Source organism: Methanothrix sp. (assembly GCF_016706325.1).
Classification (GTDB): Archaea; Halobacteriota; Methanosarcinia; order Methanotrichales; family Methanotrichaceae; genus Methanothrix.
On sequence record NZ_JADJJX010000001.1, the window covers coordinates 412,545 to 425,002 of the forward strand.

Here is a 12,458-nt window from a genome sequence, read left to right on the forward strand (position 1 = left end):
GACGAATCCCCCTGACCGGATTGATCTAATCACAACCTTTTTAAATCCGGATTTGATAGGTTGGTCCCATGGGAAAGACAGGAAGCGTAGAATGGGTCAAGATCAAGGGCAGAAAGGGCCAGGTCAGGCAGGTAACCAAGGCCGAGGTCACTCATAAGAAGCCCGGTCCGCTGCAGAAATATACCGCCTCTGGTTCCAGAGTGAAGAAGATAAAGAGATCTATCAAAGCCACTCAGATCAGAACATGATTTCCCAGGACGTAGTGCTGGTACGCTACGGGGAAATCGCTCTTAAGGAGAGCTGGACCAGGCAGAGCTGGGAGCGCATCCTGAAGAGCAATATAGCCATCTGTTTGCATAAAGCGGGGGTTGATCACAGGATATCCGGAAGCGCAGGCCGGATATTCATCCATTCCACTGATGTGAGGGCGGCCGGGATTGCCACCCAGATTTTTGGAGTCGTCTCCGCCAGCTCTGCTCGGACTGTTCCCCCCAATCTCGATGATATAAGCCGGGCCGCAGTGCAGACGGCTGAGAACGCTATGGCTGAAGCAGTGCGATCAGGCCCGGTTGCATGCCCAGACTCAGCAGAACGTTCAGACTCAGTAGCACGCTCAGACTCAGTAATACGCTCAGACCCAGCCATATGGACATTTGCCATCCGGCCCCGGCGGTTTGGGGTTCCTTTTTCCAGCGGGGAGATCGGCCGGAGAGCAGGCGAGGCGGTTCGTCTGGCCACTGGTGCTGCTGTCAACCTCAATGATCCTCAGCTGGAGATATTCATTGAGGCGAGGAGAGAGGGGGCCTACATCTTCACCGATGTGGTGCCGGGCCTGGGGGGATTGCCCCTGGGATCGCAGGGCAGGATGCTGGCATTGATCTCCGGGGGCATAGATTCTCCTGTTGCTGCCTGGATGATGATGAGGAGGGGCTGTCCAGTATCACTCCTTCACTTTGACTCCCGACCCTTTGCCGATTCCATAGATCAGTCCAAAAGATGTGCCGAGGTTCTGGCGGAGTGGAGCTGCGGCCGGAAGATCAACTTCATCACCATTCCCATTAAGAGGGGAATTGAGAAGATCCAGATGCATCATCCCCGCGCCACCTGCATCCTCTGCCGGCGTCTGATGTACCGGATAGCGGCCCAGGTTATGGAGAGGGAGGAGGCTCTGGGGCTGGTCACCGGCTATTCCCTGGGCCAGGTGGCAAGCCAGACTGCAGAGAACATCCTGGCAGAGCAGGCAGCAATAGGGGTTCCAGTCTACCATCCTCTGATAGCCATGGACAAGCTGGAGATAATCAATCTGGCCAGAAAGATCGGCACCTATGATGTGACTGCTGAGACGAAGCCCTGCACAGCTGTGCCCAGCAAGCCCATGACCCGGGCCAGGAGGGAGGAGATCCTGCAGGCGGAGGAGGAGCTGGACCTGGTGGGCATCGCCCGATCACTGGCCGCCGAAACGACGGAGATCGGAATTGGGGATTGTGCATGAACTGGCATACCGGAATTGTTCAGCCTGCTATTCCATGCCTGGCATCCCCGGCCGCAGAGCGCTCATCAGATTGAATTGCTGACCTGGATTTAACCCCGCTTTTTTTCCTTGTTGGCAGAGGCCTCAGACCAAAACATAAATATTTAAAGAAGTTCTGAATGATAAACTGCCGCAAAGACAGGAGAAGGCCTCGGAGCTGGAAGGGTGTGTCCAGGTTCTGCCGTCTGATATATGGAGGTATGTTCTGTTGGAGGAGAAGAAGAGAAGGGAAAAGATGGAGAAGGGCAAGATGACTGTGCAGGAGGCGGGAAGAAAGGGAGGTATGAAGACCGCCGAGACCCATGGCAGAGAGTTTTACGAGAAGATCGGCCAAAAAGGCGGCCAGAAGGTAAAGGAGCTGATCGAAGAGGGAAAGAAGGCCCGAAGACGGGCAGAAGGAAGGTGAGGATCTGCATACGGCTCCCGGCTGGGAAGGAGGATGTCATGCTCTGCAGCTATGATGCACAATGCAGAAATGCCATGCTACAGGCAATGCTGTATAATGCAGAAATGCCATGCTGCAGGCAATGCTGTACAGCGCAGAGAGATCAGTTATATAGAGGCTTCTCCATGGCCGCTCATTCTCTCTTGTGCCAGGGCGTCCAGGTAATCCATCACCGCCAGGACAAAGGCACAGTGAGACCACATCAAGGGAAGAACCGATCTGGGAGCGCCATCATACCCCACCTGCTCGGGCAAGAGGCCGGTAATTGCAACATGGTCAGCACACCAGCAGATGAGCTCCAAGCCCCGGGACAGGTCTCCCATTGCGATATGCCACTGAGCCAGCCACAGTGTGCATATGATCCAGGCATTCATATGCCCCTGATAGCTGTCGCCGGTATAGCGGGCCACCCCTCCCGAGGGGGTCAATAGCTCTCTTTCTATTGCCCGCATGCTGTTTGCCACCCGGCTGTCATCGGGAGGAAGAACTCCCATATACCAGACAGCAAATAATGATGAATCGAGGCTGGGATCGGAGGGAGAACGCCTGAACCGGCCCAGGCTCTCATCGTACAGCCCTGGTATTGCCCCTTTCACCACCGCTGCTGCTTCTGACCAATATCCTGCCTCATCATCATTGCCCAGCAGCCTTGCCAGCCGGCATGCTCCATTCAAGCCGGCATAAACTGAGCAGGCACTGTAGATGTTCACCGCCTTTCTCTCCTCCCAAAGGTCATAGCTGGGCCTGGGCAATCCCGTCTTCCGGTCCAGAGTGCTGGCAAGATAATCGGCTGCAGGAGCTATCAGGGAGGAGAAGTATCTCCCTGTCGTCCATACATCCCTGGAGATCAGCCAGTTCTGATAGAGGGCATAAAGGGGCAGGCCGCTCTCGTCGATCTGAATCATCGGCACTGGATGCCACGTGCTCCCGAAGTCACCGGCAGGGGTATACTTATGAAGAAAGTATCCCCTATCAGTCAGGATCCTTGAGAGGAATCCATAGACCTCTGCGCTCAGGTTATGGTATCTGATCCTATCCAGTGCCAGACATGCCCAGGCGGCATCACGAGGCCAGCAATAGGTATACAGGTCTGCTCCAAACTGTTTTATCTCCGAGTCGCAGGAGGCGATCACTGAACCGTTCACATCCATATGGGCCACAGTAGCCAGCAGGCTGCGATAAAAGATGTTTTTCACATTCTCTGGAAGCTGGCCCATCTCTTTGCATTCTGGAAGGAGCGATATGCGCTCGATGAAGGACCGCCAGAAGTTGAAGCTCTGCCGGCAGATGCTATCTTCTCCTGTATTCAAAATCCGCTTGTGAATGCGGATTGCACTGGCATAGCCCTTTGCTATGGCTATCCAAAAATCTACTCTTCTTGGCTGATGGGGCAGCAGCCCGGAGATCGTCCAGGCCAGTGTGGAGTCAACCGAGCCCTGAACAACCACGTTGCCGCTCAGAGCGCCATCCTCCTCCATATCCCTCCAGGTGCCCTGCAGCCCCTTCCATTCTGCAGTTCCAGTTGCAAACTGATCAAACACAGGACGGCTGCCGTGGATGAAGTATCGATCCCTCTTATAATGAACGAGTACATCTCCATCGATGACTGCAGTCTCCCCGATCTTATTCTCCAGGATCATATAGTTCTGATTGGAAAACAGCCTCAGATTCCGGGAAAGAGGTGAGAGGTTCTCGACCTTTACAGTCCGATAAAGGAATGGTATGGATGGATGCACAGCATCATAGATCAGAACCCTGATATCCAGATCGGCATTATGGAATGCTGTCTCCCCTATACTTGAAGCCCGAGAGGTATATCCCTTGGGAGGCATCCTATCTGAATGCCGATCAGCAAAAAAGCTCTCTGGAAAGTCAGTCTTATAGTGCTGATCGATATCCCAATCCTCAAGCCAGCTGAATATCCGCCGATCCAGATCGTAGATTCCAGCCCGGATGGAGTTGCCATGATTCTCCAGGCCCACATAGGGAAAGTAGATATCCCTTATTGTGCCTCTCTCATCCTGGCAGATCAGCATCCGACCGTTGCCCATGATCAGCGGTCTCATCGGAGATCATCAGCCAGAAATCCGCTCTCTCTCAATAGAGCCACCACCTCGTCCCGGGAGAGGTCATACCAGTCTTTATAGGCCTCAGCCACAGCGAAATAGCTCCCTGTTCTGATATTCAGGCACACAATCCTGTCCACCTCCCCGGCCAGCAGATCAATGGTATGAAGGGAGGCTGTGGGAACAGCCACCACGATCTCCGCGGGCCCCTCTCTTCTGGCCTGGCGGATGGCAGCCATCATGGTATAACCGGAGGCCAGTCCGTCATCAGTCAGTATGAGCGTCCTTCCCCGCAGCTCCGCCGGTGGCCTGCCCCCCCGGAATAGGCGATCCCTGGTCTTGAGCTCCTCTCTTACTGATTCTGCCTGCCTTTCGATCTGCACATCGCTCAGGCCCAGCATCCTGACCATGGGGCGATTGAGGACTACATCCCCCTCCAGGCTTATTGCGCCAAATCCCGCCTCCGGATTGCCGGGGATGGGAAGCTTCCTGATGATGAGCAGATCAAAGGGCAGATTCAGATGGGCGGCTACAGCCAGACCGATGGGGATGCCTCCCGAGGGTATGGCAAGGACGATGGCGTCCCTTCCCCTGAGGCTCTCCAGGGATCTGGCCAGAAGAGCTCCCGCCTCATCTCGATCCTTGAAGACGCCAAGCCTGTTCCTGAGGGCCGGATCCTCAATTACAGTTGCCGCCATGGGAGAATCACCGATATCTATATTCGCTGCGCTGGGATTTATATTAGATGCATACTTACGGGGATTTGGCCCGGCAGGCGGCGCAGGTTCTATTCGCTGGCTCATCTGGATGCTGCTGATCTGAGCCTTGAGGAGGGCGAGGAGCATGAGAGGCATATATAAAAAGAGACGGTGGTCTATGCGGGAGAGGACCATCAGATGATCCCGGACCAGGCTCAGAACAGGGCGGATGGGATCTTATGGCCGGGGGAGAGCAGCGACATCCCTTTCACCTCATCCTATTCAACAGGGCCAGCTTCTGCAAGAGAGGAGGAATGAGATGACTGGACCAACGGTTCTCGCTTTTGGCGGAAATGCCCTGCTCTTTGATCCTCGCGATCCCTCGACTCAGGAGAGAGAGGCAGCGGCATTCGCCCGCGCAGTCAGGCTGCTCATGGACCGGGAGGAGGGAATGGTGCTTGTCCATGGCAACGGCCCCCAGGTGGGCATGATCCTGCTGCGGATCGAGGCCACACGAGAGCACATACCAGCTGAGACCCTGGATATCATGGTGGCGGAAACCCAGGGGAGCATTGGCTATCTTCTGTGCCGATCTCTGAGAAATGAGATTCCAGATAGAGAGATAGCAGCCTTCCTGACCCAGGTCCTGGTTGACCCTGGCGATTCCGCATTTGCCACCCCCTCCAAGCCAGTGGGCCCATATTATACCGAAGAGGTGGCAGAGGGGTTGATCAGCTCCCGGGGATGGATGATGAGGGAGAGGGCAGACAGGGGATGGAGAAGGGTGGTCCCTTCGCCCAGGCCCCTGGAGATAGTCGAGCTGCACACCATAATGGATGCTGTGGGCCATGGCCATCTGGTCATTGCCGGGGGAGGAGGCGGAATACCAGTGATAAGGGATGAGAAGGGGGAGCTGTCCGGGGTTGAGGCGGTGATCGATAAGGATCTGACCGCCTGCAAGCTGGCCTTGGCCACAGGGGCGGAGAGGTTCGTCATCCTCACCGATGTGCCCCATGTCTCAACCGGCTTTGGCAGCGCATCTGAGAGGCGCATCGACAGGATGAAGGCCTCCCGGGCCAGGAGGCTGCTGACACGGGGAGAATTTCCCCCGGGCTCTATGGGGCCTAAGGTGGAGGCGGCAGCGATCTTCGCTGAATCCACCGGCCTTTCTGCCCTGATCAGCAGCATCGAGCAGTTGAGGAGGGCTTTGGAAGGGGATGGGGGAACGTGGGTTGATCCTTAGATGACAATCAAGCTACACCATCCCACCAAAGATGCCCCGAGAGGCCATTAAAAAAAAATTAGAGATATTGGAGCGAGGCCGGGACTAAAACCATTTCCCGCATCAATGAGTTATGGGCGATCGGAGCCATCCTTGATTTGGACCATCTTGGATGGCAATCTATAACTCTATGCAGGTAGCATGTCTATTGGTGAACTGCATATGAAAGAACAGATATTCTTCGGCGAGGGTATGGCCACTGTAAAGAAGGATTATCCCGATCTGTACGAGGCAATAGTGGCCTTGAATGAGGCCACCTATACCGGCAAGGTCCTGGACTATAAGACCCAGAAGCTCATCGCCCTGGGGATCAATGCCGCCGCCTCCGATGATAGGGCGACAAAGAAGCAGATGATCAGCGCTATAAAGGAGTTCGGAGTCACCAAGGATGAGATAGTTGATGTGCTGAGAGTGGTGCTGCTGACATCTGGTATGCCTCCGTTCGTCAAGAGCATGAAGCTGATGAGCGAAGTGCTGGAGAAATGAGTTCTTAATATCTGACTCTTCGCCAAATTATGTGGCATTGTAGGCCAGAGGACTCTTCTTTGTGCTTGGTGTCTTTGTGCTGAGGCCCAAGCACACCGATTTTGCCACAAAGCAATAAAGGCACAACGACGAGATAAACCGCCCTCCCAGATCTGTCCACAGAAAAGAGTGAAGAACAAAAAAAAGGATGCATGGCGCGACTCTATCGCCCCTGCATCTTTCTTTTTATCTGCCGCTGCAGCCGATCCAGCTCTCCGGTCTGATACAGATATACTCCTGCTCCGATGGCAATTAGCAGGACGAGGATAAAGCCGATCAGCCAATTGCTGGTTTGAGCCTCCTCCACATTCACCGTTCCTGTCTTCCCGTCCACGCTGAATCTATGCAGCCCCGGCTCCTCCGGCTTATAGCTGAACTGCACTGTGCTGTTCTCTCCACCCCTTACAGTCACATTCTTGCTCTCGACAAAGGACTCATTTGCCATCAGATTGAGGGTGATGGTCTCCTCTTCCAGGCCTACGTTCTGCACCACAGCCGAGATCTTCATGGACTGCTTGACACGAGCACCCTCTGGCAGGTTGAGCTCCAGGACTTTCAGTGCTGAGGTCACCATTATCTTTCTGCTGGCAGGGCTGTAGCCCTCCTTCTCTCCCTTCAAGGAGTGCTCACCAGTGAAATTGGCGGCATAGGTGAAGGTACCCTGTGAGCTGGTGTTTCCTATCACCCTGTCATCCAGCAGTATCTGTGCTTCAGCAACTGGTGTCTGGTTTATTCCCTCGGTGATGGTTATCAAGAAGCTCTCTCCTGCAGCCACCTCCGCCGGGGCATTGAGGGTCAGTTGGTTGGCCAGGGTGAGATTGGCCCTTTGGGCGGCGGTGAGATTGGCGGCTTCTGCTGCTGTCCTCACCACCATACTGGCACTGACATCCTTGTAGCCGGTCTTCCGGGCAAGAACATTCTTTGTGCCTGTGCTCTTCGGTGTATAGCTGATCGATCCGGCCAAATCGGTGATGCCGATGGTGCTGCCATCAATTGAGATCGCCACTCCAGATAGAGGAGCAGTTCCAGACCGGACAGAGATCCCGGTTGATCTCTCCACCACAGCATCCGGAGCAGTCAGAGACATCTCAGCCCCCTCCGCTGTCTTGGTGGCAACAGGAGCCAGCAGCCTATCATCGCTATCGGCAACCTGAATCCTCAGATTTTCCATGATATCGACATCCTTGCCCCTGGACAGGCTTATGGTGCCATCGTTCTTCATCACCACCTCATCCCGATCAAGGGTATCGACCTTCATCTTGCCATGCATCTCCCCTTCTTCGACCGACTTGGGGCTATCGGATATCTGGAATATGCCATCTACAGTAGCCAGATCTGACTCTGTGCTCCTGAAGACGCTCTCCACATGAGCAGCAATGAGGGGAACATCCTTTGCCGCCCCCATCTTTACCTTATACAGATAATTGGAGGATCTGTCAGATGGATCATTGGATGGGGTGACCACCTTGCTGTCCACTTCTTCTCCATCCTTGGCCAGTGACAGGTAGACCTTATTCCCGTTGAGGTCCACCTGCTTGATGCGCAGCTCATAGCCCTCCTCCAAAGAGAGGACCGATCCGCTGGCAATGGTGCGGCTGTCATCGCTGTCCATCAGCACGCGCCTCAGCTCGCCCTCTCCAATGGCGCTGGCCTCGTCTGTGAACTCCGTCTGATCGTTGTAGCCGGCAAAGTACTTGTCAGCCATGAAACCGATGACATCATACCTGCCCCAGGCATCGAACTCAAACTTCACCGGCAGGGGTTTGGTTATATAGACCAGGTCCTTCTCCTCGATCTTGTTGCCGCCACTGATTTTGATGGTCATCTCCTCAGTTCCGACATCATCATCTATATCATAATAGAATCCCTCGAAGTTATAAGGGGTCCAGGTGAAACGATCCCTCTCCGAGGGGTTTATCACTGTACCTCTTACATCATAGCTTCCCGTCTTCTGAACAAATGGGGCAAACCGTAGTTCATCGGCATCGGCAACCAGGAACGAGACATCTCCGAAGATCCCCACTGTGCTCCCTCTCCTCAGGGTGATGGAGTCTTTGTTCTCCATGTCCACACCGGAATCGGATACGCTTCTCACCTCCATCTTGCCGTACTTATCGCCATCCTCCACCGAGGCATAGCTATCGGAGATCTGGAAAAGGCCGTCAATGGTCACCAGGGCGGACTCGGTGCTGGCAAAGACATTGGAGATATGGGCCAGGATCAGTGAGGTGTCCTCTCCAGCGACCTTGGTCTCATAATTGTAGGTGGAGCTTCGAAGGCTCAGCGGATCTATGACCTTGCTGTCGATCTCCTCTCCGTCCTTGGCCAAAGCCATATAGACCTTATTGCCATTGAGATCTATCTGCTTGATGCGCAGCTCATAGCCCTCCTCCAGGGCTAGAACCGATCCGGTGGTAACAGTCTTCTCCTCGTCACTGTCGACCAGTACCTTTCTCAACTGACCGTCATTTATCAGGCTTCTATCGCGCTTAAAGAAGTCGCTTGCCTTATAACCCGCGAAGTACTTCTCAGCCATAAAGCCTATGACCTCATACTTTCCCCAATCATCGAACTCGAAGTCCGTGTCCTCGGGCTTGGTGGAATAGGCCAACTGGCCGGATTTAAGGGATCTATCATTGGGCTGAAGGTTTACTGTTAGCGTTTCACTGCCCACCTCATTGTCCAGATCATAGAAGAATCCAGAGAACGTCCTGGGCGTCCAGGTGTACTTGTAGGGACTATCAGGCTCACTCCAGATCCTGTTCTCCCCTTCTGCTACCTCCTCCCTCTCAGCCGCGCCGGATTTTGCTCCGGTCTCGTTCTCAGAGGCATCTTCTGCTGTACGCTCTTCAGCCGATTGCTCAGCAGAAGCGTTCCTCGCCCCACTGATCTCGGCAGAGGATTTATTGGAAGCAGTGGCTGCGGGATCGGTACCCGAGATCACCGTCCCTGTGGCAACATCCTCAGGAGGGGTTATGACCTCGCCGGCGGATGCATTGGTAGAGGCCGGCCGGGCGGTTTCACTGCTGGCAGAGGATGTAGATGTGCTGGCAGCGCTTGAATCTGCTTTCGTCTTCCCCTGGTCGATCTGGTCAGGGGTGATGGTGTTCACAGGTGGCGATGTGGTTGCACTCCCGGGTTTCGCCTGAGTGGAGCTGGTGGCCTCAGCAGGTGTGGACTCTGCCTGAGCACTTGATGCCATTTGGTCTGGCACAGGGGGGCTGGCCGGGGCCGCTCTCTGGGGCGTTGCTGCAGCTTTTGCCGCGGAGGGCGTGGCTGCCGTCTGGGCCGGTGTCGTGGCCTGGGCAGATGAAGCCTGTGCTGTTATCGGCTCAGATGCCGCAGCGCTGGATGATGTGCTGCTGCTGCTCTTGCTTCCCAGGGGCTTCAGCCCGACATTCCTTTTCGACAATGTATCTGCTGAAATCGGCGATTCCTTTGCGCTGCTTCCTGAGAGCAGGCTATGGCTTATGCTTGAGGCAGCCTCGTTTGATGATGATGGTGAGGGCTGCGCTAATACATCTGCTGGCAGAGCCGCAGCTAGAAGCATGAGAAGCAGACAGACTCCACCGATCCTGATATAGTCCATGATTATCCTCCCGTACCTGATGCTATATCCCTTTTATCCTTAACGGGCTCTTTAATTCTCATATCAAAGCCCGATACTGTTTTTTTCATTCCACCCTGCTTTAGAGGACAAAAGGCGTTTTACATTTATAAATTGATTACGAAGGAGATATATCAATGGATCGCATCCCTCCTCTCCGTTGGCCTTTTATATCTTCGAATGCCGCCTGATGAGATTGGATATGATGATGCAGATGGATGGCGGGCCAGGGCTGCGGCGGATAGAGGGCTGATAGATAGCGAGTTGATGGATAGAGGCTAATGGACAGAGAGTTGATGGATAGAGGCTAATGGATAGAGGGCTGATGGATAGAGGGCTGATGGATAGAGGGCTGATGGATAGAGGGCTGATGGATAGAGGGCTGATGGATAGAGGGCTGATGGATAGAGGGCTGATGGATAGAGGGCCGATGGATAGAGAGCTGGCAAATGGCATTGAGAGAGAAGCCAGACCGGCAAAAGCAGTAGATGATGCAGCAATCTCTGCAAGAGGCCTCACCAAGAGGTTTGGCGAGACGACTGCAGTAGACAACATCGATCTCTTGATCAGAAAGGGCGAGCTCTTCGGCCTTTTGGGGGCCAATGGAGCGGGCAAGAGCACCATCATCAAGATGCTCACCACCATGCTCACCCCAACGTCCGGTGAGGCAAAGGTCTGGGGCTACGACATCGTCCGGGAGAGAAGCCAGGTTCGATCATCCATCGGTGTCGTCTTCCAGGACCCGGCTCTGGATGGCATGCTAACCGGCAGGGAGAACCTGGACTTTCATGGCAGGATGTATGGAATGGATTCAGCCCTCAGAAAGGCCCGGATAGCCGATGTCCTGGAGCTGGTCGACCTGAAGGACAAGGCAGACATTCAGATGCAGGACTACTCCGGGGGCATGAAGCGCCGGCTGGAGATCGCCCGCGGCCTGATGCACCGCCCTCATGTCCTCTTTCTCGATGAGCCCACCATCGGACTGGATGCCCAAACCAGACGCTATATCTGGGAGTACATCAGCCGAATGAACAGGGAAATGGGCGTGACCATCATCCTCACCACCCATTATATGGAGGAGGCGGACTTCCTCTGCGACCGGGTGGCCATCATGGACCGGGGCAGGATAGTTGCCCTGGACAGGCCGGAGAACCTCAAGGACGCCATCGGCTCGGATACCATAACCCTGGTGACTGATAGCGACAAGGATGCCCTCATCCGCTCATTTCAATCATTCTCCTGGATCAAGTCCATAAGCTCAGATAATGGAAGCATAAAGCTTCAGGTGGACCATGCCCAATCCAGAGTGGCGGAAATAGTCCTGGAGGCGAGCAGGAATAATGCAGTCATAAGCTCCGTCGGCCTGCATAAACCCACATTGGAGGATGTCTTCATCAAATTCACTGGCAAGAGGATGGAAGAGAGCGGCAGCAGGAACAAAAGGGCGGAGATGGCACCCCCCAGAGGCGGCAGATGAGCGCAGCGAGGCTCAAGGGCGATCTATATGCCATCTACAGCATCTGGCTCAGGGAGATGCTGCGCTTCTTCCGGCTCAAGAGCCGCCTGTTCGGCTCCATTGCCTCCCCCTTCTTCTTCCTGGCATTCCTGGGAATGGGCTTCAGAAACATCGGCAGGATACCCGGAATTCCAGAAGGAGTTGATTACATGAGCTTTCTTACCCCCGGGATCATAGGAATGACCCTGCTCTTCTCGGCGACATTTGCCGGCCTATCCGTCCTCTGGGACAGGGAGTTTGGCTTTTTAAAGGAGATCATGGTCTCGCCGGTGAGCAGAATAGCCATCGTCCTGGGGCGTACTGCTGGCGGCCTGACCACCGGCATTCTTCAGGCCTTGATCATACTGTTCCTGGGGATAATGCTGGGCATGAGCCTTCCCAGCATTCAGGGGCTGATCCTCTCCCTGGTCTTCATGATCCTCATTGCGACGACCTTCATCGGCCTGGGCCTGGCCTTCGCCTCCAAGATGGAGGATATGTCGGGATTCAGTCTGATCATGAACTTCTTGATCTTCCCTCTGTTCTTCCTCTCTGGAGCGCTCTATCCACTGGACCAATTTCCGGAATTGATCAAGATCCTGGCCTATTTCAATCCCCTCACCTATGGTGTGGACGGGCTGAGGTACTGCCTGATTGGCACAAGCGCATTCTCGCCCCTGACCGATTTTGCCGTCCTCGGGGTATGCTGTGCAGCAATGCTGTTCCTTGGCGCTTATCTGTTTGATACCACAGAGGTCAACTGATCTGACTGCAGATATGAGCATGCATATGGACTGACTGCAGATATG

Annotated in this window: 10 protein-coding genes; 7 read left to right on the forward strand and 3 right to left on the reverse strand. The window is 54.6% G+C overall.

Going from position 1 to position 12,458, the window contains the following annotated elements:
- Window positions 1-68 precede the first annotated feature (68 nt).
- The 3 genes from IPI63_RS02145 to IPI63_RS02155 all read left to right on the forward strand — a co-directional run bounded on the left by IPI63_RS02145 (window position 69) and on the right by IPI63_RS02155 (window position 1,937).
- Window positions 69-248 (forward strand): DUF5350 domain-containing protein, encoded by a 180-nt coding sequence (locus IPI63_RS02145; protein WP_292476369.1) that lies wholly within the window; start codon window positions 69-71, stop codon window positions 246-248.
- Complete coding sequence (thiI, locus tag IPI63_RS02150) at window positions 245-1,492, forward strand: tRNA uracil 4-sulfurtransferase ThiI (RefSeq protein ID WP_292476371.1); 1,248 nt, start codon at window positions 245-247, stop codon at window positions 1,490-1,492. Before IPI63_RS02145 ends, thiI begins: the two co-directional genes overlap by 4 nt.
- 247 nt (window positions 1,493-1,739) lie before the next feature.
- The gene (locus IPI63_RS02155; protein WP_214066518.1) at window positions 1,740-1,937 is read left to right on the forward strand and encodes an Em GEA1 (EM1); all 198 of its coding nucleotides are present in this window, start codon (window positions 1,740-1,742) and stop codon (window positions 1,935-1,937) included.
- Between the two features lie 146 nt (window positions 1,938-2,083).
- Here IPI63_RS02155 and IPI63_RS02160 read toward each other — a convergent pair whose 3' ends face one another.
- Window positions 2,084-4,042 (reverse strand): glycoside hydrolase family 15 protein, encoded by a 1,959-nt coding sequence (locus IPI63_RS02160; RefSeq protein ID WP_292476373.1) that lies wholly within the window; start codon window positions 4,040-4,042, stop codon window positions 2,084-2,086.
- Entirely contained in the window at window positions 4,039-4,740 is a 702-nt protein-coding gene (locus tag IPI63_RS02165; RefSeq protein ID WP_292476374.1) for a phosphoribosyltransferase, read from the reverse strand. The genes IPI63_RS02160 and IPI63_RS02165 overlap by 4 nt, the downstream gene beginning before the upstream one ends.
- Window positions 4,741-5,059: 319 nt before the next feature.
- Between IPI63_RS02165 and IPI63_RS02170 the strand changes: the two genes are divergently transcribed.
- Both IPI63_RS02170 and IPI63_RS02175 read left to right on the forward strand, forming a co-directional pair.
- Window positions 5,060-5,983, forward strand: coding sequence for a carbamate kinase (locus IPI63_RS02170; RefSeq protein WP_292476375.1), 924 nt, complete (start codon window positions 5,060-5,062; stop codon window positions 5,981-5,983).
- A 201-nt stretch (window positions 5,984-6,184) separates the two neighbouring features.
- Window positions 6,185-6,508: a carboxymuconolactone decarboxylase family protein gene (locus tag IPI63_RS02175; RefSeq protein ID WP_214065253.1), complete on the forward strand. Its 324-nt coding sequence runs from the start codon at window positions 6,185-6,187 to the stop codon at window positions 6,506-6,508.
- Window positions 6,509-6,710: 202 nt separating this feature from the next.
- Here IPI63_RS02175 and IPI63_RS02180 read toward each other — a convergent pair whose 3' ends face one another.
- Window positions 6,711-10,136 carry an S-layer protein domain-containing protein gene (locus tag IPI63_RS02180; RefSeq protein ID WP_292476377.1) on the reverse strand — a complete coding sequence of 1,142 codons (3,426 nt, stop codon included), beginning with the start codon at window positions 10,134-10,136 and terminating at the stop codon, window positions 6,711-6,713.
- Between the two features lie 328 nt (window positions 10,137-10,464).
- On the opposite strand from IPI63_RS02180, the gene IPI63_RS02185 reads away from it, so the two are divergent.
- Both IPI63_RS02185 and IPI63_RS02190 read left to right on the forward strand, forming a co-directional pair.
- Window positions 10,465-11,631 (forward strand): ATP-binding cassette domain-containing protein, encoded by a 1,167-nt coding sequence (locus IPI63_RS02185; protein ID WP_292476378.1) that lies wholly within the window; start codon window positions 10,465-10,467, stop codon window positions 11,629-11,631.
- Entirely contained in the window at window positions 11,628-12,413 is a 786-nt protein-coding gene (locus IPI63_RS02190; protein ID WP_214080243.1) for an ABC transporter permease, read from the forward strand. Before IPI63_RS02185 ends, IPI63_RS02190 begins: the two co-directional genes overlap by 4 nt.
- The last annotated feature ends 45 nt before the right edge of the window (window positions 12,414-12,458 follow it).